Here is a 25,055-nt window from a genome sequence, read left to right on the forward strand (position 1 = left end):
CTCCTTCGTACCCAATATAATTACTCTCTTTTGGCTCTTAGCATCTATCTCATGCTATATTTGGTGTTGGGAAAGGATGAGGCAGCTCCTTAGGACTTGCAAAAACGAGAAGAATCCATTATAATAAGCAAAAAAGCATGGAAAAGAGATGGATATGTATCCCAAAGAAGTAGAAAGGCTTTTGCAGAAAGTGCAAAAGCCCGGCCGGTATGTAGGTGGAGAGACAAAATCAGTTGTAAAAGACAAAAAAGATGTTGACGTGCGCTTTGCTTTTTGCTTTCCCGATCTCTATGAAATTGGAATGTCCCATTTGGGAATCAAAATCCTGTATGGCGCAATGAATGAGATCCCATATTTTTGGTGCGAGAGGGTGTTCGCTCCTTGGGTGGATATGGAAGCCCAGCTGCGGGAAAATAATATCCCTCTTTATGCGCTGGAAAGCGGAGATGCTGTAAAGGATTTTGACTTCATTGGGTTCACTTTGCAATATGAATTAAGCTATACGAATGTGCTGAATATGTTGCGTCTGGCGGGAATCCCTCTACGCAGCGCGGACCGTACCGAACTCTTCCATATTGTTGTGGGAGGAGGTCCTTGTGCATGCAATCCCGAGCCTTTAGCGGATTTCTTTGATATCTTCTTTCTTGGCGATGGTGAGGAAGTTGACATAGAGGTGATGGAGCTCTACCGGCAGTGCAAAAAGGAAGGGAGGGACAAACACAATTTCCTCCTAAGAGCAGCACAAATTGAAGGCGTATACGTTCCATCCCTATATGATGTGGAGTATAATCCCGATGGCACCGTAAAAGCGTATTTTCCCAAGGAAGGCGCGCCAGCAAAAGTTCGGAAGCGTGTGGTCAATGACATGGACAGTGCCTACTTTCCGGAATCCTTCCCCGTACCTTTGATCGATATTGTCCACGACCGGGTTTCCGTAGAGGTTCTGCGGGGATGTATACGCGGGTGCCGATTCTGTCAAGCTGGATTTCTTTACAGACCTTTTCGGGAGCGGAGTATTGAAACTATAGATAAGCACTGTCGGGCAATGTGCGCTTCCACAGGATATGACGAGATCTCTCTTTCTTCTTTAAGCACCAACGACTATGGCCGGCTGAATGAGCTGCTGGACTATTTACACCGTTGGACAGAAACAGAAAAGGTGAGCTTATCACTGCCTTCTTTGCGAGTAGACAATTTCTCTCCTGAGCTGATGAAACGAGTAAACTCGGTGAGAAAAAGCGGACTTACCTTTGCTCCCGAGGCTGGATCTCAGCGGCTGAGAGACGTAATCAACAAGAATGTGACAGAGGAGGAGCTTCTGCGTACGGTTAACGTGGCCTTTACCGAAGGCTGGACTCGGATCAAGCTGTACTTTATGATCGGCCTGCCGACAGAAACCATGGAGGATGTTCTGGAAATTGTGGAACTGGGGAAGAAGGTTGTGGACGCTTTTTATCGCAACAAGGAAAAGCCAAAAGGAAAAGGAGTGGAGGTTTCCCTAAGTGCAGCGGCTTTTGTGCCAAAACCCTTTACACCTTTCCAGTGGTTCGGTCAGGATACCATGGAAACTTTGCAGGAGAAGCAGCGAGGATTAAAATCTGGAAATCATTCAAAACGAGTGAATGTGAGCTATCACGGAGCACAGACCAGCTTTTTGGAAGCTGTTTTTGCCCGGGGCGACCGGCGTCTTGGAGGTGTGTTGGAAAACGCATTGAATCGGGGCCTGCACTTTGATGGTTGGGATGAGTGTTTTGATTTTGACAGCTGGATGGAATCGTTTGCTGTCTGCGGTGTAGATCCTGCTTTCTACGCCACCCGGACTCGTGCTTTTGATGAAATCTTTCCCTGGGACCATCTGGACTATGGAATTAGCAAAGAATTTTTGCAGGAGGAATGCAGGCGGGCTTATGAAGCCCAAACCACACCAAATTGTCGGGAAGCATGCTCGGGATGCGGCGCTGCTTGCTTTAAAGGAGGGCTTTGCCTTGAAAAACGTTAGAGTATGGTTCCAAAAAATTGGCACAGTAAAGTATATTTCCCATTTGGACCTCACTCGCTGTATGGCTCGAGCCCTCAAACTTTCCAGACTGCCGGTCTGGTATACAGAGGGATTTAACCCACGGATTTATATGTCCTTCGCAATGCCCCTGTCTTTAGGCGTCAGCGGAGAAAGGGAGTGCATGGATGTCCGTTTTATGGAAGATGCCGATTTGACGGAGGCAGCCTCCCGGTTAAGGACATATCTGCCGGAGGACCTTTCTATTTTGGAGATGACCGAGCCTCTTATGACATTTGAGTCCATTGCCTTTGCCGAATATGAATTCCGAATAGAGGCGGAAGAACCTTCTCAATTGGCGGAAACGATTGACAGACTTCTGTCATCAGACTCTGTCCTGGTAAAAAAGCATAGCAAAAAAGGCGATAGGGAAGTAGACATTAAGCCCAGTTTCTCAAATATGAAAAAAAGCATTACAGAAGAAGCACTGGTTCTTCAGGTGCCGCTTCCCTGCACTTTAGAGGGGAGTGTGAACCCAAATCTGCTTTTAGAGGCATTGAAGTCGCATTGCGGTCTGGACCTCTATGCCCAAATTATCCGCAAACGGCTGCTTACAAAAGATTTTTCCGATATTCGGTAAAAAAATCTTGCCATTTACTACAAGTTGTGGTATACTATTTTAGCATTTGAAGTTCCGCGGGTTTTCTCTTGAGAGGCTTGCCCGTGGGGATCTCAGCGCGGTATCCCGCGCAAGAAGCGGACAGTCCGCTGCCTTTGCCGGCATGAATGTCTGAAATTATAAATTTGGAGGAATTATCAAATGGACGCAATCAAACTGATCTCGCAGGACTCTCTAAAGGCTGAAGCGCCAAAATTCAATATTGGCGATACAATCCGAGTGGATGTGAATATCCGCGAAGGAGAGCGGGAAAGGATTCAGCAGTTTGAAGGAACTGTAATTGCCCGCAAGGGCAGTGGCGTCAGCGAAACCTTTACTGTACGCCGGGTGTCCTATGGCGTTGGCGTAGAGAGGGTCTTTCCCCTGCATTCTCCTAATGTAAAGGCTGTCCGGGTGGTGCGCCAGGGCCGCGTACGCCGAGCCAAGCTCTATTACCTGCGCAATCGTGTGGGTAAGGCTGCTAAAGTAAAAGAGCAGATAAAGTAAAATTGAAAATTCATTTGGGAGAAGGGACGTTTCGTCCCTTTTTCTATATCTTTCTTTGATCTGTGAGCGGGTGCAAACAGGCTGGAAGTTGCTAAAAAAGTGTCCGCATCGAAGTTGACTTTGGCTTTGATTGCTGTATAGCAGGAATCATTAGCGGGAGATCCTCGGTAAAACGATTTGGCGACTATCTTCGCTGAGTCATTTTGGAGAGATCGACCAGAGAATTCAAAGGAGAGGAGGCGTTGCATTGGACGAGAAAGCAGAAAATGCTGTCATAGAAAAGGAACTACAGCAGAAACCACGCCGTTCCTTTCGAAAATGGGCATTAGAGTGGCTTGAAACCATTGTAGCCGCTTTTGCCTTGGTGACAGTGGTATTTACCTTTGTGGCGCGGGTGATTACAGTTGACGGTATTTCCATGGAACCTACCTACTTTGACGGTAACCGGGTCTTAGTGACTGCTTTGGCCGGAGAAGCACAGCAGGGGGATGTGGTGATTATTGTTCATGCCCTGGAAGATACCATTATCAAGCGTGTGGTGGCGACAGAAGGCCAATGGGTAGATTTTGACCCTGAATTGGGTGAGCTCACAGTAGATGGAGTTCCCCTTTTTGGTGAAAAATATGGGATCGAAAACGGTATCACACAAATCCCCCAGCGTCCTGGTCTCGTAATGGATTTTCCCCAGCAAGTGCCGGAGGGTTGTGTCTTTGTGTTGGGGGATAACCGAGGCGCATCTACGGATAGCCGGTATTTAGCGGTGGGAATGATTGACCGACGTAATATTTTGGGCAAGGTGGTGTTTGATCTATACCCGTTTTCCAAGCCGGGACAGGCTCGTGAATAGGAGAGAGAAAGATATGGTACAGCCGGTACAGTGGTTTCCGGGCCATATGGCAAAGACCCGGAGAAAGATTGCGGAAGATTTGAAATTGGTGGATATTGTCCTAGAACTGTTGGATGCCCGAATTCCGATCAGCAGCTCCAATCCGATGCTCCGGGAGATTATTCAAAACAAGCCCAGAATCGTGGTCCTCAATAAACGGGACCTAGCGGATGCATCGCAAACTGCGCATTGGGTTGTCAAATATGAACAGCAGGGACTAAATGCCGTTCCAGTTGATAGTAAAACAGGAAAAGGATTTCCCGCTCTTTTTAGCACGATCCGAGAAGAGCTAAAAGATCAGATTGCAAACTGGAATAAAAAGGGAATGACAGGCAGGCCCATTCGAATTATGGTGCTGGGAGTTCCCAATGTGGGTAAGTCTTCGATCATTAACCGTATGCTTCTCGGCGGCGGTGCGGGAAAAGCAGAAGTGCGTGATAAGCCTGGCGTTACCCGGCGGAATCGTTGGTTCACAGTAGGAAAGGGCTTTGAGCTTTTGGATACCCCTGGCGTGCTTTGGCCGAAGTTTGAGGATCCTGTGGTTGGGGAATATTTGGCTTTTACAGGAGCGATTCGGGATGAAATCTTAGACACGGAAGAACTGGCCGGACGTCTGCTGGAAGTTCTGGCTGAACGGTATCCGCAAGCAATTGCCACTCGGTATAAACTTGTTTTACCGCTATCCCCAGCAGAAGGCCATAGGATGTTGGAGCAGGTGGCGCGGAAACGGGGTATGCTGCTTTCCGGTGGAATGATTGATTTAGAACGGGCAGCCATTATGATATTGGATGAATTTCGAGGCGGTAAATTAGGTCCGCTCACTTTGGAGTGGGTATAACATGACAGATGGATATGCGGTTCAAAGGAGAACAGAAGAGCAGGGATTCCGTTATATATGTGGGATTGACGAAGCGGGACGTGGCCCTTTGGCGGGTCCAGTCTGCGCCGCCTCGGTAATTTTACCTATGGACTGCCAAATAGAAGGGCTGAATGATTCCAAAAAGTTAAGTGAAAAAAAACGCGAGGCTCTTTATCCGCTCATTATAGAGCAAGCCGTCTCCTATGGAATTGGCTGGGCAGATGAAGAAGAGATTGATGAGAAAAATATTTTGCAGGCTACCTTTTTAGCAATGCTGCGAGCAGTTGAGAGTATGAAAATTTCGGCAGACTATGCCCTGGTAGACGGGAATCGAATGCCCACCTTAGATATTCCAGGTGAAGCTATTGTTAAAGGCGATGAGGTCTGCGCCTGTATTGCGGCGGCTTCCATTTTGGCAAAAGTCAGCCGGGACCGTTTCCTTTTGGAGCTGGATAAGCGTTATCCGGAATATGGGTTTGCCCAGCACAAGGGGTATGGTACAAAAGCGCATTATTCTGCTATTAAAACTTATGGCATTCTACCTGTCCACCGGCGTAGCTTTTTGCGGAATCTTTCAGAAAAATAGCATGGAAAGGCATCCACCTTTTCTCAAAGGGACGATTCAACTATGTCGCAATCAGTTGGCCAGGCAGGAGAAGAGTACACGGCAGAATGGCTAAGTCATCATGGGTATCGCGTTATTGAGCGAAACTATCATTCCAGATTTGGGGAAATAGACATTATTGCGGTAAATTCGCAATACATTGTATTTGTAGAAGTGAAAACACGCCAAAGCAATGGAATGGTTTCAGCTCTGGAAGCGATAACTTTGCAAAAGCAGCAGAAAATTATTACTACTGCTCAGGTCTATCTGTCGCAATATCAAGGTAATCTACAGCCGAGATTTGATGTAGCTGCGGTAACAGCCCAAGGTGGAAAGCCTCTGGGTCTGAAATATTTTCCTAATGCCTTTGGATCCTGAGAGGAGAATGGCAATGCGCTATTTCGATTTGCACTGTGACACCATAACACAATGCTTTACCCAGAACAAGGATCTGACAGAGAATGATTTACAGATTGATTTAAAGCGGGCGGAATTTTTAGATGCCTATACTCAGTGTTATGCAGTATGGTTGCCTGACCAGTTTCGTGGCCAAGCGGCGTTTGAGCGCTTTTTCGCTGTAGCAACATATCTTTCCCAAGAAATTGAAAAAAACAGTAATTCGATTTGCTGGCAAAATAGCGTGGACAATTTGAGCCAGAACCCCTGTCAAGCGGTTTTAACAGTTGAAAACGCTTCTGCTCTAGGCGGAAACATCGAAAATGTAGAGGTCTTTCGACGCTTAGGCGTGAAGCTGTGCAGCTTAACATGGAATGGGGAAAATGAGTTGGGCAGAGGTGTTATGTCTCCAGGGAATACTGGGATCACGCCATTTGGAAGAGAAGTTGTCGCTCAACTGGAGAAGAACGAAATATGCATTGACATTTCCCATGCCAGTCCAGAGCTCTTTTGGGATGTTATTTCGATTGCGGAAAGGCCGGTTGTAGCAACTCATTCCAATGCCAAACATGTTTGCGCGCATCCAAGGAATCTCACAGATCAGCAATTTGAAGCGATTAAGGTATCTGAAGGTTTGGTCGGGTTGAATCTTTATAGAGGCTTTCTCAACGATGATTCTCAAAAGGCTAGTTATGAGGACATTCTTCGCCATACGGAACATTTTCTCAATCTGGGAGGAGAAGACATATTGGCCTTTGGCGCGGATTGGGATGGTAGCGCAAGGAGAGATTTTGTCGCCACAGGGATTGAAGCTGTAGCGGAATTATATGAAATGTTCTGCCGGTATAATTACAGCGAGACGTTAATAGACAAGATTTTTTATAAAAACGCTGCGGATTTTTTTGAAAGGCAGAAATCCCACTAAATTTTCTTTGACAGATAGCACAGATTGCGGTATAGTGATGTTAGCGAAATAAAGCGATAGGGTGATAGAAATGCAGTATAAAAGCACTAGGGATTCGAAAATCCGTCTGGAGGCATCGCAGGTAATCGCACAGGGAATTTCGGCAGAAGGAGGTTTGTTCGTTCCCGAAACGTTGCCAAGTGTTCAAGATAAGCTGCCTCAATTGTTGAAAATGGGTTATCGCCAGCTGGCGGAAGAAATTTTTACGCTTTTCTTGACGGATTTCTCTCGTGATCAGATTGCGGATTGTGTAAAAATGGCTTATACAGAAGAAAAATTTGGCGCCTCTCCCGTAAAGGTTGTCGGCCTGTCAGCAAGTGTAGGGAACCCATATCTTCTGGAACTTTGGCATGGGCCAACCTGTGCGTTCAAGGATATGGCCCTGCAAATTTTGCCCCATTTTTTGACGGAGTCTTTAAAAAAATCTGTGCCGGGAAAAGAGGCTGTCATTTTGGTTGCCACCTCGGGAGACACCGGGAAAGCAGCTTTAGAGGGGTTCCGGGATGTGCGGGGAACAAAAGTAATTGTGTTCTACCCGCAGGACGGTGTAAGTCCTATGCAAAAACGGCAGATGGCCACACAGGAAGGGGGAAATGTATCTGTTTGCGCGATTAACGGCAACTTTGACGACGCTCAGACAGCAGTTAAGAAAATTTTCACTGACAAAAAGATGGACCGCGCTTTAGCGGAGCATAATTTTTTGTTCTCTAGCGCCAATTCTATTAATTGGGGTAGGCTTTTGCCGCAGATCGTTTACTATTTTTACGCCTATTTCCAGCTTTGCCGCGATGGCAGGATTTCCCTGGGAGAATCTATAAATGTGGCGGTGCCCACAGGCAATTTCGGAAATATTTTAGCGGCATATTATGCTCGGGAAATGGGATTGCCAATCCAGCGATTTATTTGTGCCTCCAATTCCAACAAGGTCCTTGCCGACTTTATTGCGACCGGAATATATGACCGCAGGAGGGAATTTTTTGCCACTTCATCGCCCTCTATGGATATTCTGATCTCCAGCAATTTGGAGCGGCTTTTGTATGCTCTGTCTGGAGAAAACAGCGAGGTTCTTTCCGTATGGATGGAGAGCTTGGCTCAAGAAGGACATTATGATGTGGGAGATATGGTTCGGAAAAAGGTTCAGACTCTCTTTTTCGGTGGCTTCTGTAATGACGAAGATACCACAAAAACAATTGCGGAAGTGTGGAAAAGAGAGAATTATCTTTGCGATACACACACCGCTGTTGCTGTAAATGTTTACGCACAATATGTTCAAAAAACCGGCGACAGCGCAACGCCAACCATTATTGCGTCTACCGCCAGTCCCTACAAATTTGTGAAAGATGTTCTGGGTGCTTTAGAGCCTGTAGCCGCCCAGGATGAATTTATGAATATTGCCCGGCTGGAAACGTTGACTGGAACATCGGCGCCTTCCCAGCTAAAAGAACTAGAAGATAAGCCTGTCCGATTCCATACAGTTCTGGAAAAAAATCAGTCTGCCAAATATATTTTGGAAACGCTGGGAATCGATGAGGGATGAATATGGCTCTATTTGTAATTGCTGACCTGCATCTTTCCCTTGGGACGGACAAGCCGATGGACGTTTTCCCCGGATGGCAGGATTACACGCAACGATTGGCAGATAACTGGCGTTCTTTGGTGTCTCCCCAGGATACTGTAATCATCGCGGGCGACATTTCCTGGGCTATGAAGTTGGAGGACTGTACAGCAGATTTCGCCTTCATTCATTCGCTGCCAGGAGAAAAGCTGCTGATGAAAGGGAACCACGATTATTGGTGGGGTACACGGAATAAAATTGATACCTTCCTTATGGAAAATAAATTTTATTCTATGCATATTCTGCATAATTGTGGATATCGGGTAGGAAATCGGGCAATATGCGGAACTCGAGGCTGGCTCTATAATTCTGAAACAGCGGAGGACCGCAAAATTGTCAGCCGGGAGGCGGGTAGATTGCTTGCCTCTATGGAACAGGCCAAAAGCCTTGGGGGTAAATTAACCGCATTTCTGCACTATCCTCCCATATATGGTGGCATGGAATGCCAGAAAATATTGGATATTCTGGTGGAAAATCAGGTTTCTGACTGCTATTTTGGACATATCCACGGTCGATATGCTGCCCAAAAGGCCTTGACCGGCGATTATCAGGGGATAAAAATGCACTTAATCTCTTGTGACTACGTAGGATTTTGCCCGGTTTTAGTAGAATAAGCGTTCCGGGAATTTCCTAAGATTATTTACGAAGAAAGTATAGATTCTTCGCTTATATTGTGCTATAATAGACCAGATATTGAAAAGCACGGCGCTTACCGCCGGGTTGAGTATAAAGTTTAACTTTGAGAGGGAAAATCGAAATGAATCTGAAATCATCGAACAACGTGGAAATCAACAAGTACGAACTGGAACTGGAAGTTACTCCCGAAGAGCTAAACCAGGCAATCAACGAGGTATGCAAGCGGGAAAGCAAGAAAATGAACGTTCCAGGATTCCGTAAGGGCAAAGCTCCCAGAGCTTATATTGAAAAGTATTATGGCGAGGACGTGTTTTTTCAATCTGCGGTAGATCATTTATATAATCCTATGATGAATGCTGCTATTGAGCAATCCGGATTAGAAGTTGTGGGGGTAACCAGCTACCGTATTGAGGAAATCAAGAAGGAAACCGGTATTCTGGCAAAGCTGACGGTTACCGTTCAACCCGAAGTGAAGATCGAAGGCTACAAGGGGATTGAGGTAATTAAGGAGTCGACCGAGCCTACTTCCACCGAAGTGGATGATGAAATTGAGAGGATCCGCCAGCGCAATTCCCGCATGGTCACAGTAGAGGACCGTGCGGCGGAAAACGGAGATATCGTAGTCATTGATTTCGACGGTTATACGGATGGGAAACAATTTGACGGCGGCAAAGCGGAGAATTTTGATTTGACCTTGGGCTCCGGACAGTTTATCCCCGGTTTTGAGGAGCAGGTAGTCGGTCATAACGCAGGGGATGAGTTTGATGTAAACGTGAAGTTCCCGGAGGAGTATCACGCGGAAGAGCTGAAGGGGAAGGACGCCGTGTTTAAGATCAAACTTCATGAGATCAAACGTCGGGAACTGCCGGAGCTTGATGATGAGTTTGTGAAGGATGTCAGCGAATTCGACACGGTGGAGGAATACCGCAAAGACCTGAAAAATACAGTGCGCAGCCGTAAAGAGCGGGCGGCGGAGTCCAATGTGGAGCAGCAACTGATCAAAGCTATTGTAGACAAAGTGGAATCTGAGATTCCTGATATGATGGTAGAGCGGGAGGTTGATGAAATTATCAATTCCTTCGATATGCAGTTGCGGGACCAAGGCATGAATCTGGAGACTTACTTAAAGTATACCCAGGGCACGGTAGAAAGCCTGCGGGAGCAGTATCATGAGCGGGCAGAACAGCAGATCCGGGTACGCCTGGGGCTGGCTAAGATCGCAGAACTGGAAAACCTAGAAATCACTGAGGAAGAAATTGAGGAAGAATATAAGAAGGTTGCTGACGCCTATGGCGTACCCCTGGAAAATGTAAAAAATCTGGTGCGTGGCAAGGATATCCGCAAGGACATCGCCAACCAGAAGGCCATGGATCTGGTAAAGGACAATGCCGTTTTCACCGAAAAGTTGCCTGAGCCAGAAGAAGAAAAATCCTCTGAAGAGTAAAAACCGGGGCTAAATTTACTGGATATGGAATAAATCTTATTGTTTGTATTCATAATAAAAAATGCGTCTTGTGAAAGGAGCAATCTGAAACGATGAGCCTAGTACCGTACGTAGTAGAACAGACCAACAGGGGCGAACGCTCCTATGATATTTTTTCCCGACTGTTGAACGACCGTATTGTTATGCTGAACGAGGATGTAAACAGCGCCTCTGCAGGCGTAGTTGTGGCCCAACTACTGTATTTGGAAGGCCAGGATCCTGAAAAGGACATCGCCCTCTATATCAACAGTCCTGGCGGTGTTATCACAGACGGCATGGCTATTTATGATACTATGCAGTATATTAAATGCGATGTGTCTACGATATGCATTGGTATGGCGGCCAGTATGGGAGCTTTCCTTTTGGCTGCCGGAGCCAAGGGAAAACGGTTTGCCCTTCCTAATAGTGAAATCATGATTCATCAGCCTAGCGGCGGCGCAAAAGGCCAGGCTACGGATATCAGCATCCACGCCAATCATATTCTGCGTACTAAGAAGCGGCTGAATCAGATTTTATCTGAACGTACCGGCCAGCCTTTGGAAGTTGTGGAACGGGACACCGAACGGGATAATTTCCTGACTGCCCAAGAGGCTCTTGAGTATGGATTGATCGACAAGGTGATTGATAAGAGATAACAGAAAGGAAGCGGATGGATGGCTGTGAATAACGAAAACGATATTGCCTGTTCTTTTTGTGGCAAGCCGCAAGTCATGGCTGGACAACTGATTGCTGGTGCGGGAGTGTATATCTGCGACTCCTGCGTACGGTTATGCATGTCAATTATCAGTGACGAGGATCGCTTAAAGCGGGGAAAAACCAGCGAGCATGACGGCAGCATCCTTTTACCTAAGCCTGTTGAAATCAAGCGTAAATTGGATGAATACGTTGTGGGGCAGGATGAAGCAAAAATTGCCCTTTCCGTGGCGGTTTATAACCATTATAAGCGTATCTACTTTTCTGGGGATGGTGGAGTAGAGCTTTCTAAAAGCAATGTTCTGCTCTTGGGGCCAACTGGCGTAGGTAAAACCTATCTGGCTCAGACATTGGCGAAGCTGCTGGACGTACCCTTCGCAATAGCGGATGCTACTACGTTAACAGAAGCCGGCTATGTGGGCGACGATGTGGAAAATATTCTGCTCCGGCTGATTCAGGCTGCGGATTATGATATTTTCCGGGCAGAGCGAGGCATCATTTATATTGATGAGATTGATAAGATTTCCCGTAAATCGGAAAATCAGTCTATTACTAGGGATGTCAGCGGCGAAGGCGTTCAACAGGCCTTGCTGAAGATTTTAGAAGGCACTGTCGCCAGCGTGCCACCTAAAGGCGGGCGAAAGCATCCCCAGCAAGAAGCCATCAATATTGATACGTCTAATATCCTCTTTATTTGCGGCGGGGCTTTTGACGGTCTGGAAAAGGTTGTGCAGAAGCGAATGGCAGCCAGCTCATTGGGGTTTGGCGGCGAAGTTCATGGGAAAAGAGAATTGGATGAAAAAAACTGGATGCGGGATGTAACGCCTCATGATTTAGTGAAGTATGGCCTAATTCCGGAACTTGTGGGCCGCATCCCGGTGATTTCTTCCCTGGAGGCTTTGGATGAGGAAGCTCTTGTCCGCATTTTGAAGGAACCCAAAAATTCTTTGATACAACAGTATCAGAGGTTGTTCGACTTAGACCGAGTAGATTTGGAGTTCACTGATGAAGCGCTGGTTTCTGTTGCAAAGAAAACACTGGAGCGCAAAACAGGCGCTCGTGGGTTACGCTCCATTTTAGAAGATCTGCTCATGCCGGTTATGTATCAAGTTCCCAGCGACTATACCGTTGAGAAAGTAGTGGTAACGAAGGACATGGTAGAAAAGAGCACTGGTCCGGATATCACCTATAACAAAGATCGTAAGCCAATGAAGATTCGCATTACAACACCCAAACGCAGAGAACGCCGGGATTCGGCGTCGTGAAAACCAAACAGCTCGAAGGCTGCCGCCATAAGAATGGCTGCAGTCTTTCGCTGGTTTTAGGAGAACATCATGCAAAATTTAACAGAATCCAATGAAAAGAATGATACAAATATTACTTTGCCTGTTTTGGCAGTTCGTGGCCTGGTCTTTTTTCCGGGGATGATGCTGCAGTTCGACATCACTCGAAAAAAATCCGTATTGGCCGCTTCAGAGTCAATCTCGAGGGACAGACTTATTTTCTTGGTTTCTCAGGTTCATATGGCCGATACGGAACCGGTAGGGGAGGATCTTTATAAAGTCGGGGTAATTGCCCGGATTAAGCAAGTACTTCACCATTCTGAGGATGGCGCCAAGCTGCATGTGGAAGGAATCTGTCGGGGAGAGATTGTCTCCCTTGTCCAAGAAGAGCCCTATTTGCTGGGGAATATCCTAAAATGTCCAGTGCTGACTTATAAGAAATCGATTAAGTCAGAGGCTTTGATTCGGATTATCCATGAAAAATTCGACGAATATCTCAGGCTCTTTAAGCATGTTCCTCCAGACGTCCTGTTAGGTGTGTTGCAAGAAAAAGACTGCGGCCGCTTAGCGGATTATATTGCCTCCAACATCTCCATTGATTTTGAGCGCAAGCAGTTTGTCCTGGATGAATTGCGTCCGCTGAAACGGATGCAAAAGCTTATTGCAGTGCTCACAGAAGAAATTCAGATTTTAGAAGTGGAGAACGAAATCAACCAGAAAGCCCAAGCGCAGATTGATGAAAACCAGCGGGAATACTTTTTAAAAGAACAGCTTCGGGCAATTACCAGTGAATTAGGTGAGGACGACAATCCGCAGCAGGAAGCTGATGAGTTAAAAGAAAAGGTTCTTGCCTTACATCTACCGCAGATCTGTGAGGAAAAGTTGTTGAAAGAATGCGACAAACTTTTTCATATGCCCACCGGCTCTCATGAAGCCAGTGTTATTCGTCTATATCTGGATACCTGCTTGGAATTACCCTGGAATAAGGTATCCAAAGAAAGATTAGATCTTAAGCATGCCCAAAAAATCATGGACAGGGACCATTATGGCCTAAAGAAAGTAAAGGAGCGTTTTATTGAGATTCTGGCTGTTAAAAAATTAGCGCCTGCACCAAGCGGACAGATTATCTGCTTGGTTGGCCCTCCTGGTGTGGGAAAGACATCGATTGCCCGTTCAATTGCGCAAGCTACCGGACGAAAGTACGCGCGGGTTTCTCTGGGAGGAGTAAGCGACGAAGCGGAGATTATGGGACACCGGAAAACCTATGTAGGTTCTATGCCAGGACGCATCATTAATGCTGTAAAACAGGCTGGTGTAAAAAATCCGCTCCTTTTATTAGACGAGATTGATAAATTGGGTGCAAACTTTAAAGGCGACCCTGCTTCCGCTCTTTTGGAGGTTTTGGATCCGGAACAAAATGCGGAGTTTACAGACCATTACATAGATATGCCATTTGATCTGAGTCAGGTGCTGTTTATTACTACCGCTAATGATGCCTCTCGAATTCCTGGCCCTCTATACGACCGTATGGATATCATTGAGCTGGGAAGTTACACTCTGGAAGAGAAAATGAATATCGCCACAAAGCACTTGGTTAAAAAGCAGTTGGATAAGCATGGGATTAAGCCCACTCAGCTGAAATTCTCCAAACCGGCTATGCGGCTGCTCATTGATGGATACACCAGAGAGGCAGGGGTACGTACTTTAGAGCGCAATATTGCAGCCATTTGCCGTAAAGTGGCAAAAATGATTGTTCTGGAAGAAGATTTTGAGAGCTACGCTGTGAAACCTAATCTGTTAGAGGAGCTCCTGGGCCCCCAAAAATATACAAGGGACAATGCATCAAAAGAGGACACCATTGGCCTGGTGAACGGGCTGGCCTGGACCAGTGTGGGAGGTGAACTGCTCCCCATAGAAGTAGCTGTAATGTCCGGCACGGGGAAGATTCAGCTCACCGGTTCTCTCGGCGACGTTATGAAGGAATCCGCCAATGCCGCGATTACCTGCATTCGTACTCGGATAAATATGCTGGGAATCTCTCCAAAGTTTTATGAAAAATGTGATATTCATGTTCATGCGCCGGAAGGAGCGGTTCCAAAGGATGGGCCTTCCGCCGGAATTGCCATGGCAACTGCCATTACTTCCGCGCTGTGCGGAATACCGATTCGTCACGATGTGGCCATGACCGGAGAAATTACCCTCCAGGGAAGGGTTCTTCCCATTGGAGGACTAAAGGAAAAGTCCATGGCCGCATATAAAAATGGAGTTCACACGGTAATCATCCCCGCCGATAATGTACCGGACCTTGCCGAAGTGGATCAGGTTGTAAAGGATCATGTGCAGTTTGTGCCTGTTAAACGCATTGATACTGTTTTTGAGTATGCTCTACAGTATATGCCTCGGCCAATGCCCCAAGAGCCGGCAGCCGTACTTCAGGCCGAAGTTTCCAAGCAGCCCGCATCAGGATACGCCTGTGACAGCAGCTCTCAGCAAAGGAGTTACCAGTGAATTTTCAAAATGCAGAGTTTGAACTGGCAGCAGGTACGGTCAATCAGTTGCCCAAGCCCCAATTGCCGGAGATTGTGTTTTCTGGGCGATCAAATGTGGGCAAGTCTTCGCTGCTCAATAAACTTGTAAATCGAAAGGCACTTGCGCGCACAAGTGCTACTCCGGGTAAAACGGCAACAATTAATTTCTTTCGGTTAGATCATTGTCGTTTTATAGATTTACCTGGCTACGGCTACGCCAAAGTTTCAAAAAGTGAAAAGGAGCGGTGGGCTACTTTGGTCAATGGCTATTTCGCCCAAGAACGTCCCATTGCATTGGTTCTGCAGTTGGTAGACATGCGCCATAAACCAACTGCGGACGATATGCAAATGATAGACTTTTTGTCGGCAAGCGGATTACCTTTCGCCGTAATATGCACGAAAAGCGATAAGCTGAACCAAAGTGAAACGCAAAAACAGATGGAACTTTTCCAGAATATTTTCGGAAGTATTGGACTGGTGTTTTATCCGTTTTCTTCAATAAAGGGCACGGGATTAAAAGATATTCAGGAAAAGATATGCGATTCAATCCAGGGAATAAGCTAAGAGAAGGGAATGGTTTATATTTATTCGCCATGCTTAAAGGTTAACGAAAAAGGTCATCTATCGATTAGCGATTGTGACACAATAGATTTGGCTCAACAATATGGCACGCCACTCTATGTGATGAGTGAGGACGAGATCCGCCGGGTATGCAGAAGTTATGTAGAGTCTTTTCAAGAATTTTATGGGGGGAATGGCCGTCCCATTTATGCCAGCAAAGCATTCTGCTGCAAAGAAATGTGCCGTATTGTCTCCAGCGAAGGATTGGATATTGAAGTTGTCTCTGGCGGGGAACTATACACCGCTCTGAAAGCCGGTATTTCTGGCGCAAATATTCATTTTCAAGGAAACAACAAAAGCACAGCTGAATTAGAATTTGCCCTGGAAAATAATGTGGGCGATATTGTAGTCGATAATTTCTCAGAATTGGAACAATTAGGAAAGATCGCTGCTGAAAAAGAAAAGGTCGCCTTGATCTCTCTAAGAGTAAAACCAGGAATCGATGCTCATACCCATGAATTCATTCGTACAGGACAGATTGACTCCAAATTTGGCTTAGACCTGGCCAGCGGTGAAGCTTTTCAAGCGGCAAAGCATTCTTTGGAATTGCCAGGTGTAAAGTTGATAGGTTTGCACTGCCACATTGGATCGCAAATTATGGAGAAACTTCCTTTTGTTCACGCGGCAGAAGTCATGCTGAATCTTTACAATCAGATAAAGCAGGAGCTGGGTGTGGAGTTGGATCATCTTAATTTAGGTGGCGGATTTGGAATCCACTACACAGAAAAGGACGATTTTATTCCGTATCATGAGTACATGAAAGCGGTTTCTGCCGTAATTCATGAAAAATGTACAGAGTTGGGATTGAGTCTTCCCAAAATCTATATTGAACCTGGTCGTTCGATTGTCGGCGAGTCTGGGATAACGCTTTACACCGTGGGAAATATCCGAGAAATCCTTCAGGTGCGGAACTATGTGGCAATTGATGGAGGAATGTTTGAGAATCCTCGATATGCTCTCTATCAATCTGACTATACCTGTCTGATCGCCAATAAAGCCGCTCAGCCTGCAGCGTATACTGCCACGATAGCAGGAAAATGTTGTGAAAGTGGAGATTTGATTCAAGAACATACACTTATACAGCCGCCAGAAGAGGGGGACATCTTGGCAGTGCTTTCTACCGGAGCTTACAATTATTCAATGGCTTCCAACTATAACCGTAACTTGCGTCCGCCTTGTATAATGGTGAGCCATGGACAGAGTCGCGTAATTATAAAGGGAGAAACTTATGAGGATTTGTTAAGAAATGACATATAAATCATTTACTTTTTTGGGGTTTTGTGTTATAATCAGCATTATACCGCATGATCCGCCTTGAAGGCTAAGACCGGGGAGATGAAATGCATATGAAAGAAAAATTGCAAGACGAAAACATTGATACACTTTTTCAAGCGGTTCTGTCGTTAAAAACCCCAGAAGAATGTTATCATTTTTTTGAGGATTTGTGTACGGTTCCTGAATTGAAAGCAATGTCTCAGCGGATTGCTGTGGCACAGATGCTCATGGAAGGACACATATATGCGGATATTGTTGCTAAGACAGGCGCATCCACCGCGACAATCAGTCGGGTTGCCCGAGCCCTAAACTATGGAAGCGATGGCTATCATTTGGTTTTTGAGCGCATGGGAATTCCCGGACAAGAGAATTAGCATGGCTGGATATTCTGTATTTGCGGAGTTTTATGATGAATTAACCATAAATGCTGAATATTCTCGTAGAGCGGAATATTTTTTGGTATTGCTGAAACGCTTGGGTCACAAACCTGTTTTGGCATTGGATTTGGCGTGTGGCACTGGTTCCTTGACTTTAGAACTGTATCGTAAAGGCATTGACATTTACGGTGTGGATGCATCCGTGGAAATGCTCTCTCGAGCAAGGGAAAAGTGCATAGACGCTGGGGCTGACATTCTGTTTTTACAGCAAAAGATGCAGGATCTGGATTTATATGGCACGGTTGACACGGTTTTTTGTTCTTTAGATAGTATAAACCATCTTCAGGGAAAGGAAGAGGTGCAAAAAGCCTTTCAAAAGGTCGCACTTTTTCTGGAACCGCGCGGATACTTTGTCTTTGATTTGAATACCCTGTATAAGCATGAAAAAATATTGGGGTCAAATACTTATATCTATGATATGGAGCGAATATACTGTGTCTGGCAGAACCGTTTTATTTCCAGTACAGGTAGGGTGGATATTTCTCTAGACTTTTTCCATCGGGAAGGAGATTTATATCATCGAAGCAGGGAACGATTCTCTGAGTTTGCCTATCCAATTCAGTATATTACACACTGGCTACAGATGGCGGGCTTTGATAAGATACATCTATTTGATGAGCTGAGTTTTGAGCCCCCTAGAAAAGACAGCCAACGAGTGGTGGTCGCCGCAAGAAAAGGATGTTAAGGAGCGCAATTATGGACCGCATTATTCGTACAATTACCTCAGACGGGAGTTTGATGGCATCTGCCATAGATTCTTCAGAGCTTGTCTATACCGCACAGCGTCTACACGGGTTGACAAAAACCTCTTGTGCGGCTTTGGGCAGGCTGCTTACAGGAGCTTCTTTGATGGGAGCGATGCTGAAAGAAGCCCATGCCACACTTACCTTAAAAATTGCTGGTGACGGTCCTTTGGGGAATCTGTTGGCCTTAGCAGATAGTAAGGGGAATGTGCGTGGCTATGTAGATCATCCAGGCGTGGAGCTGCCTTTAAGATCCGACGGAAAACTGGATGTTGGAGGAGCTGTTGGCCATCATGGAAGACTGGCAGTAATCCGGGATTTTGGAACGGGTGAGCCGTATTCCGGGCAGGTAGAGCTTGTAAGCGGAGAAATCGCAGAAGACTTAACAAATTACTATGCTACCAGTGAGCAAACTCCTACCGCTTGCGCTTTGGGTGTTCTGGTGGATAAGGAGACTGGGGAGTCTATGCTGGCAGGCGGCCTGCTTATTCAGGCGCTGCCCGGCGCGGATGAAGCGGTGCTGTCACAGCTAGAGAATAATCTGGCAAAGTTGGACTCAGTTACGACTATGCTGGCAAAAGGCTTCGGGCCGGAAGAAATGTGCCGATGCACCCTCAATGGTTTCCATGTGGAAAAGTTGGATGAATTTCAGATAGATTATGCTTGTAATTGCAGCAAGGACCGGTTTTCTCGTGTGCTATTAACTTTGGGGGCGAAAGAATTGGCATCACTGCCTCTTAATGATCAGGGAATGGCAGAAACAGTCTGTCAGTATTGTAATCGGAAATACTATTTCTCCAAAGATGAGCTGGATGTGTTGGCAAAAAGATCTCAAAAAAAAGATAAATAATTTTGAATTTTCCTATTGACAAATCCGGCCAAATCTTGTAAAATAATAAACGTCGCCGGGGAAGATTGCTTTGAAAGGCGCATGAGGGGGCATAGCTCAGCTGGTTAGAGCACCTGCCTTACAAGCAGGGGGTCATAGGTTCGAGTCCTATTGTCCCCACCATATTTAAATTTGGCCCGGTAGTTCAGTTGGTTAGAACGCTAGCCTGTCACGCTAGAGGTCGACGGTTCGAGCCCGTTCCGGGTCGCCAAATAGTTCCTTTGGGAACTATATTTGCCTCTGTAGCTCAGTTGGTAGAGCAGGGGACTGAAAATCCCCGTGTCATTGGTTCGATTCCGATCGGAGGCACCATTTGCGGGCGTAGCTCATCTGGTAGAGCGCCACCTTGCCAAGGTGGAGGTAGCGAGTTCGAGCCTCGTCGTCCGCTCCAGGAATGAGAAAAGACGCACCTTTTTGTAGGAGCGTCTTTTCTTGAAAGTGGTGACATAGCCAAGTGGTAAGGCAAAGGTCTGCAAAACCTTCATTCCCCGGTTCAAATCCGGGTGTCACCTCCAAAAACGCTATGGACATTTTGTCTGTAGCGCTTTTTATTTTAGAAAAGGGGGAGAAGAGTACATGACATTAAAAACGGAAAGATTGATCTTGCGGGAATTGACAGAGAATGATTTTGGTTCGCTTTTTGAGATTCTCTCTGATCGGGAAACCATGCAGTTTTATCCAAATCCCTTTAATGAGGAGAAAGTGGCAGACTGGATCCGCTGGAATCAAGAAAATTACCGCATTTTTGGTTTTGGACTCTGGGCCGTGGTTTTGCAGGAAAACAACCGCTTAATTGGAGACTGCGGCATCACTATGCAGCAAATTGGGAGACGAATTAAGCCGGAGATAGGCTACCATATTCATAAAGAGTACTGGCGCAGAGGATATGCCTGCGAAGCCGCGCGGGCTTGTCGGAATTGGCTCTTTGAGAATACCCCTTTTCAAATGGTTTTTTCTTACATGAATCATACCAACACTGCCTCTTGTGCCACAGCAGCTGCCAATGGAATGCGTCTTTTGGAGGAATTTTCAGACGAGGTCAATACGATTACCAAGGTTTATGGAATCACGAGAGAGGAGTGGGAAAAGATATGAGGGATCTTGACTGGGGGATCCCAACATTATTGGAGGCTACAGACCTAGAACATGCCGCAGCTTTGTGCCGGACGCTAGGATTTCAATTTGTGGAATTGAATATGAACTTGCCGGAATACCAGAAATGGGATATTCCTCTACTTCAAGGTGTGGCAAGCTGCCATCAAATTTATTTTACAATCCATCTGGATGAGAATTTAGATATGTGTAATTTTAATGTAAGGATTGCGGACGCCTATTTGCAGACACTGCTTGAGACAATCAAAATAGCTGGAGTGCTTGGGGTCCCTATTCTTAATATGCATTTGCTGCCCGGAGTATATTTTACGCTTCCTGAGAAAAAGATGTATCTTTATAATATGTATAAAGATCGGTTTCTAGATCGCCTGCGGGAAGTAATTGAATTGTGCGAGGCAGCTGCACAGGGGTGTAATCTCTCTATTTGTATTGAGAATACCGGGAATTTTGCACTGCCCTTTTTGCAGGAGGCATTGGAGCTGCTCTTGCAAAGCCCGCTATTTCAACTAACATTCGATATTGGACACAATCATAGTGCTCAGAATGCGGACAGGCCTTTTTTACTCCAACATGAAAATAGGCTGCGTCATTTCCACATTCACGACGCTTTGGGTGGAAAAAATCATCTGGCTTTAGGTTCCGGTGAACTGGATCTACTTTGGCATATCGATTTGGCTAAGAAAACTCATAGCCGGGCGGTGTTGGAGGTAAAAACTGTTCAGGCACTCCTGGAATCTGTAGACTGGCTACATCAACATGACTCACGATGAAAAGACAATAGATTTCCAGGGAAAACACTACGATAAGAAAAGGCCCAGTAGGGAGAAACTCCTCCAGACTGGGCCTTTTTTAATACCGCTTTTCTTTAATATAGTCAATTGAAGCCTTTTTACTATATAGTAATTTATAGCTCGTTTGCCAAGCTCATTGCATATCGCACAGAGGCCATCGCATCCGCACCGTAAAAATCCGCACCGATCATGTCGGCGTATTCTTGCGTGAGCACCGCGCCGCCTACCATAATCTTAGCCCAAGGAGTCTCCTGACGAAGAAGCTGTATGGTTTCTTTCATATTCACTACAGTAGTCGTCATCAGTGCGCTAAGGCCTACCAATCCAGCCCGCTCTCTCTTGACAGTATCTACTACCACTTCGTGAGGAACATCCTTCCCTAAATCGATTACATGAAAGCCATAATTCTCTAAAAGCACCTTTACGATATTTTTTCCAATGTCATGGACGTCTCCTTTCACCGTCGCAATAATAATCGTCAATTTGCTTTGTTCAGAGCTTTGACCGCCTATATGGGACTTGATAACGTCAAAGGCAGCTTTTGCGGCATCCGCACTCATAAGCAGCTGGGGCAGAAACAACGTTTTCGCCTCAAATTTTCGGCCGACTTCATCCAAAGCAGGAATGATTTCCTGATCAATTAGTTCTAGGCCTGACATATTTTTCTCCGCTTTCTGAGCAGCCAGGGCTGCGGCATCTTTTAGTCCTTTCTCAATGGCTTCCCGTAGGGAATAATCAGCTACAGCCGTAACAGGCGCGGAAGGGGATTGCTGTGTATACGCATCAATATAGGCCATACAGTTTTCATCATAGCCGGAAAGAGCGCAGAAGGCCCGGTAAGCACGCATCATTCCTTCTGAAAGGGGGTTCATAATTGCAGCGTTCAATCCTGATTGCAAAGCCATAAGAAAGAACGCTGCTGTCACGTTTTCTCGTTGCGGCAGACCAAAGGAAACGTTTGAAACTCCCAAAGACGTATATACCCCTAATTCCTGACGGATTCGAGCCAGCGCCTCCAATGTAACAAGCGCCGCATTCTTTCCCGCGCTGACTGCCATAGTAAGGGGATCAATAATAATATCTCTTTTTGTGATTCCGTAGGTTTCGGCAGTTTCAATGATATGCCGCGCGGCATCTACACGGCCCTGTACAGTTTCAGGAATGCCCGCTTCTGTGATGGTTAGACCAATGACAACTCCGCCATACTTTTTTACCAAAGGAAAGATCGCCTCCATGGAACTCTGTTTTGCTGTCACAGAGTTTACCAGTGGCTTCCCATTATAAATCCTCATGGCGCTTTCCATAACTTCAGGATCAGAAGTGTCAATTTGCAAAGGCAGAGGGGAGAGGGACTGCAATTCTGTCACTGTCTGGCACATGATGTCCTGTTCGTCAATCTCAGGCAACCCCACATTAACGTCCAAAATGTGTGCTCCCGCGTCCTGCTGTGCAATCCCTTCCCGCAAAATATATGGCAAATCATTGTTCCGAAGAGCTTGTTTAAATCTGGACTTTCCTGTTGGATTGATACGCTCGCCGATAATTACAGGAAAATTGCCGAATTCTACCGTCTGGCTTCCAGATGTCACCACAGTAGAATGGACTTCAGGCAGCTTCTGACAAGGTATCGTGTTACAAAGAGAAACTGTCTGGCGCAAATGGTCCGGTGTGGTCCCGCAGCATCCGCCAATCGCCCAGGCGCCAGCCTTTACGATCTCCTTCATCAATAAAGAAAATTCCTCGGGACCTACATCATACAAGGTCTTTCCTTCCTGCTCCCTGGGCAACCCCGCATTGGGATTCACTATCAATGGCAGCGAAGTGATCGCACGAAGCTCCTGAATTAATCCCAACATTTGTGCAGGGCCTAATCCACAGTTCATTCCCATTGCATCTGCACCAAGGCCTTCTAATACCGCTGCCGCAGTTCTAATATCTCCTCCAGTAAGCAGTTTACCCTGCTCATCAAATGTCAATGTTACAAAAGCTGGAAGTGAAGTGGTCTCCTTTACAGCCAGAAGAGCAGCCTTTGCTTCATATAAATCATTCATTGTTTCAATCAAAACGCAGTCTGCACCAGCGGCTGTTCCGGCTTGCGCCATCTGAGAAAAGGCTTGAACCGCCTCCTCAAAGGGCAGTTCACCCAATGGGGCCAGCAACTTTCCTGTTGGGCCCATATCCAAAGCAACCATCCCATGGCCAGCCTGAGCGACTGCCTGACGGGCTAACTGAACCCCTGAAGAGACTACAGTTTTTAGGTCAGTATGGTTATCATGGCATTTAAAAGGATTTGCACCAAATGTATTTGCTTTAAGAATATCCGCTCCAGCTTTTAAATAAGAAAGATGGACCTCCCGGACTTTTTCAGGATAGCTTAGATTCCATAGCTCGGGCGCTTCACCGGCAGCTAATCCCATACTTTGTAGGATGGTGCCCATAGCGCCGTCAAAGAAGAGGACTTTTTTTCCGAAATTTTCCAGAATAGAATCCATATTAATATTTTTTCCTCCTAAATGGACAATTTTTCATAGAACAAGACATACATTTATTAATGTGACAAAGAGAGGGATCCCTAGAAAGTCCGATTATCGCTGTTATCGATTTAAACGGAACCATTAAAAAATTTTCTGTGAGCGTGACCCCAATTTTCTTTGAGATTTCCAGCATATTAAATACTATGCGTTGATTTTCCAGCTGAAAATCTCCATAGCCAGGACTATACCTGGGACGAAGATACATTTTGTTCTGTTCGGCATAGTCCTCCAATTCTTTCTGTGCTATATCCGTATAATGCTCAATATAAGCTGCTGCAACAGCCTGCACTACAGGAAGCATAGGAACATTTGTAATGCTATATCGCTTTACAAGTGAGTCAACACCAACCCCTAAAGTACTGGCAAAAAGAAAACCTTGCTGACATCCCTCCAAATGCTGCGATAAATCTCTACTCTTTATTGGCGTTCCGTCTAAGATTATGCAATCTTCAGAGGCGATCACTTCTATAGAGACAAGACGCGCAATATGTTTTGGCCGAGATGTCCGAATCACTTCATCTTCTGCCCGGTTAATCATGGAATTTATTGTGTCATTATTCTGTGCAGCCCCTATATACCGAAGAACTTCATCTCTATCCAGCATAACGTTCACCTTAAAATATGGTCGAGATTATGAAGAATCTTTTCTGCCGTTGTGGGCCGGTTCATTGTATACAAGTGAATATGCTTTACACCATTGGCAATCAAGTCAACAATTTGATCTGTAGCATAGGCCACCCCCGCCTGTTCCATTGCCTGGGGATTATCTGAAAACTTGTCCGCAATAGCAAGAAAACGCGCGGGCATAGCTGCACCAGATAGCTCTGCAGAGCGCTTGACCTGTTTGGCATTGATAATTGGCATAATTCCAGGGATAATTGGAACACGAATTCCGACGGCTAAGGCCCTGTAGAGAAAATTATAGAAAAGATTGTTATCAAAAAACATCTGTGTGGTTAAGAAGTCCACCCCCGCGTCTACCTTTTCTTTTAAGTAAAGAAGATCTTCTTTTTTATGAGAACACTCTACATGGCCCTCAGGATAGCAGGCGCCACCGATACAAAAATCACCGTTGCGGCGAATATCCCGAATCAGCTCTATGGCATGGCTGTATTGACCAGGGCCTGCAAAATCGACTGGCTTATCACCACGCAAAGCCATAATGTTTTCAATGCCGCAGTTCTTTAGTCCTTCTAGGTGGTCATGGATATGCCTTTGCGTGGAATCAATACAGGTAAGGTGAGCAAGTGCAGTTGTTCTGCACTGATTTTGAATATAGGAGGCAACTTCTGTCGTTTTTTTAGAAGTGCTTCCGCCGGCGCCATAGGTTACACTTATAAAATCTACCCCCATTGCGCTGATACGATCTACAACCTGAAAAACTTCGTTGAAATTTCCCTCCTTTTTGGGCGGAAATATTTCACAGGAAAATGTTATTTTATTTTCCTCTTTCAGTAGATCTCGAATCTTCATACGTATTCATCCCCTTATATCTCTCTACAAACAGAAATTTCACGCGTTTATTATATCATAATTTGCTCATT

At 45.8% G+C, this 25,055-nt stretch carries 24 protein-coding genes and 5 tRNA genes; 26 read left to right on the forward strand and 3 right to left on the reverse strand.

From position 1 onward, the window contains the following. Positions 1-148: 148 nt before the first annotated feature. From D7X94_RS08010 to D7X94_RS08135, 26 genes are all read left to right on the forward strand, one after another. Positions 149-1,999 (forward strand): TIGR03960 family B12-binding radical SAM protein, encoded by a 1,851-nt coding sequence (locus tag D7X94_RS08010; protein WP_442857892.1) that lies wholly within the window; start codon positions 149-151, stop codon positions 1,997-1,999. Then, complete coding sequence (locus tag D7X94_RS08015; protein ID WP_158590950.1) at positions 1,986-2,636, forward strand: TIGR03936 family radical SAM-associated protein; 651 nt, start codon at positions 1,986-1,988, stop codon at positions 2,634-2,636. Before D7X94_RS08010 ends, D7X94_RS08015 begins: the two co-directional genes overlap by 14 nt. A 180-nt stretch (positions 2,637-2,816) precedes the next feature. Further along, a complete protein-coding gene (gene rplS / locus D7X94_RS08020; protein WP_120427213.1) occupies positions 2,817-3,161 on the forward strand; it encodes a 50S ribosomal protein L19 in 345 nt (114 codons plus the stop codon). A 247-nt stretch (positions 3,162-3,408) separates the two neighbouring features. Further along, positions 3,409-4,008: a signal peptidase I gene (lepB, locus tag D7X94_RS08025; protein ID WP_158590951.1), complete on the forward strand. Its 600-nt coding sequence runs from the start codon at positions 3,409-3,411 to the stop codon at positions 4,006-4,008. Positions 4,009-4,021: 13 nt separating this feature from the next. Beyond that, positions 4,022-4,885 carry a ribosome biogenesis GTPase YlqF gene (gene ylqF / locus D7X94_RS08030; RefSeq protein WP_120427215.1) on the forward strand — a complete coding sequence of 288 codons (864 nt, stop codon included), beginning with the start codon at positions 4,022-4,024 and terminating at the stop codon, positions 4,883-4,885. A 1-nt stretch (position 4,886) separates the two neighbouring features. Continuing rightward, positions 4,887-5,492 carry a ribonuclease HII gene (locus D7X94_RS08035; RefSeq protein WP_120427216.1) on the forward strand — a complete coding sequence of 202 codons (606 nt, stop codon included), beginning with the start codon at positions 4,887-4,889 and terminating at the stop codon, positions 5,490-5,492. Between the two features lie 42 nt (positions 5,493-5,534). Next, a complete protein-coding gene (locus D7X94_RS08040) occupies positions 5,535-5,888 on the forward strand; it encodes a YraN family protein (RefSeq protein ID WP_120427217.1) in 354 nt (117 codons plus the stop codon). A gap of 13 nt (positions 5,889-5,901) precedes the next feature. Continuing rightward, positions 5,902-6,831 (forward strand): dipeptidase, encoded by a 930-nt coding sequence (locus D7X94_RS08045; protein WP_158590952.1) that lies wholly within the window; start codon positions 5,902-5,904, stop codon positions 6,829-6,831. Positions 6,832-6,901: 70 nt separating this feature from the next. Beyond that, entirely contained in the window at positions 6,902-8,407 is a 1,506-nt protein-coding gene (gene thrC, locus D7X94_RS08050; protein WP_199715048.1) for a threonine synthase, read from the forward strand. Between the two features lie 2 nt (positions 8,408-8,409). Beyond that, positions 8,410-9,099, forward strand: coding sequence for a metallophosphoesterase (locus D7X94_RS08055; RefSeq protein WP_120427220.1), 690 nt, complete (start codon positions 8,410-8,412; stop codon positions 9,097-9,099). Positions 9,100-9,242: 143 nt separating this feature from the next. Further along, positions 9,243-10,565 carry a trigger factor gene (gene tig / locus D7X94_RS08060; RefSeq protein ID WP_120427221.1) on the forward strand — a complete coding sequence of 441 codons (1,323 nt, stop codon included), beginning with the start codon at positions 9,243-9,245 and terminating at the stop codon, positions 10,563-10,565. 92 nt (positions 10,566-10,657) lie between these two features. Continuing rightward, positions 10,658-11,239: an ATP-dependent Clp endopeptidase proteolytic subunit ClpP gene (gene clpP, locus D7X94_RS08065; protein ID WP_120427222.1), complete on the forward strand. Its 582-nt coding sequence runs from the start codon at positions 10,658-10,660 to the stop codon at positions 11,237-11,239. Positions 11,240-11,257: 18 nt separating this feature from the next. Continuing rightward, positions 11,258-12,562, forward strand: coding sequence for an ATP-dependent Clp protease ATP-binding subunit ClpX (gene clpX / locus D7X94_RS08070; protein ID WP_120427223.1), 1,305 nt, complete (start codon positions 11,258-11,260; stop codon positions 12,560-12,562). 69 nt (positions 12,563-12,631) lie between these two features. Beyond that, the gene (gene lon, locus D7X94_RS08075) at positions 12,632-15,088 is read left to right on the forward strand and encodes an endopeptidase La (protein WP_120427224.1); all 2,457 of its coding nucleotides are present in this window, start codon (positions 12,632-12,634) and stop codon (positions 15,086-15,088) included. After that, on the forward strand, positions 15,085-15,672 hold the full coding sequence (gene yihA / locus D7X94_RS08080; RefSeq protein ID WP_120427225.1) for a ribosome biogenesis GTP-binding protein YihA/YsxC: 588 nt from the start codon (positions 15,085-15,087) through the stop codon (positions 15,670-15,672). Before lon ends, yihA begins: the two co-directional genes overlap by 4 nt. A 9-nt stretch (positions 15,673-15,681) precedes the next feature. Then, on the forward strand, positions 15,682-16,986 hold the full coding sequence (lysA, locus tag D7X94_RS08085; protein ID WP_120427226.1) for a diaminopimelate decarboxylase: 1,305 nt from the start codon (positions 15,682-15,684) through the stop codon (positions 16,984-16,986). Between the two features lie 89 nt (positions 16,987-17,075). Next, entirely contained in the window at positions 17,076-17,378 is a 303-nt protein-coding gene (locus tag D7X94_RS08090; RefSeq protein ID WP_120427227.1) for a YerC/YecD family TrpR-related protein, read from the forward strand. 1 nt (position 17,379) lies between these two features. Continuing rightward, positions 17,380-18,126 (forward strand): class I SAM-dependent DNA methyltransferase, encoded by a 747-nt coding sequence (locus tag D7X94_RS08095; RefSeq protein WP_120427228.1) that lies wholly within the window; start codon positions 17,380-17,382, stop codon positions 18,124-18,126. Positions 18,127-18,137: 11 nt separating this feature from the next. Continuing rightward, the gene (gene hslO, locus D7X94_RS08100; RefSeq protein ID WP_120427248.1) at positions 18,138-19,034 is read left to right on the forward strand and encodes an Hsp33 family molecular chaperone HslO; all 897 of its coding nucleotides are present in this window, start codon (positions 18,138-18,140) and stop codon (positions 19,032-19,034) included. 85 nt (positions 19,035-19,119) lie between these two features. Next, positions 19,120-19,196: transfer RNA gene (locus tag D7X94_RS08105), tRNA-Val, on the forward strand. Positions 19,197-19,207: 11 nt separating this feature from the next. After that, positions 19,208-19,284 (forward strand) — tRNA-Asp (locus D7X94_RS08110). A 25-nt stretch (positions 19,285-19,309) separates the two neighbouring features. Continuing rightward, positions 19,310-19,385 (forward strand) — tRNA-Phe (locus tag D7X94_RS08115). Between the two features lie 3 nt (positions 19,386-19,388). After that, a tRNA-Gly gene (locus D7X94_RS08120) sits at positions 19,389-19,464 on the forward strand. A 49-nt stretch (positions 19,465-19,513) separates the two neighbouring features. Next, positions 19,514-19,588: transfer RNA gene (locus D7X94_RS08125), tRNA-Cys, on the forward strand. Between the two features lie 61 nt (positions 19,589-19,649). Beyond that, positions 19,650-20,168 carry a GNAT family N-acetyltransferase gene (locus tag D7X94_RS08130; RefSeq protein WP_120427229.1) on the forward strand — a complete coding sequence of 173 codons (519 nt, stop codon included), beginning with the start codon at positions 19,650-19,652 and terminating at the stop codon, positions 20,166-20,168. Beyond that, positions 20,165-20,956, forward strand: coding sequence for a TIM barrel protein (locus tag D7X94_RS08135; protein ID WP_120427230.1), 792 nt, complete (start codon positions 20,165-20,167; stop codon positions 20,954-20,956). The genes D7X94_RS08130 and D7X94_RS08135 overlap by 4 nt, the downstream gene beginning before the upstream one ends. 134 nt (positions 20,957-21,090) lie before the next feature. Here the strand turns inward: D7X94_RS08135 and D7X94_RS08140 are convergent, their stop codons facing one another. The 3 genes from D7X94_RS08140 to metF are packed head-to-tail and all read right to left on the reverse strand — an operon-like array spanning position 21,091 to position 24,984. Further along, a complete protein-coding gene (locus tag D7X94_RS08140; protein WP_120427231.1) occupies positions 21,091-23,469 on the reverse strand; it encodes a homocysteine S-methyltransferase family protein in 2,379 nt (792 codons plus the stop codon). Position 23,470: 1 nt separating this feature from the next. Continuing rightward, positions 23,471-24,115, reverse strand: coding sequence for a vitamin B12 dependent-methionine synthase activation domain-containing protein (locus D7X94_RS08145; protein ID WP_120427232.1), 645 nt, complete (start codon positions 24,113-24,115; stop codon positions 23,471-23,473). 5 nt (positions 24,116-24,120) lie between these two features. After that, the gene (metF, locus tag D7X94_RS08150; RefSeq protein ID WP_120427233.1) at positions 24,121-24,984 is read right to left on the reverse strand and encodes a methylenetetrahydrofolate reductase [NAD(P)H]; all 864 of its coding nucleotides are present in this window, start codon (positions 24,982-24,984) and stop codon (positions 24,121-24,123) included. Between the last annotated feature and the right edge of the window lie 71 nt (positions 24,985-25,055).

Origin of the sequence: Acutalibacter sp. 1XD8-33 (assembly GCF_003612555.1) — a bacterium.
Classification (GTDB): domain Bacteria; phylum Bacillota; class Clostridia; order Oscillospirales; family Acutalibacteraceae; genus Acutalibacter.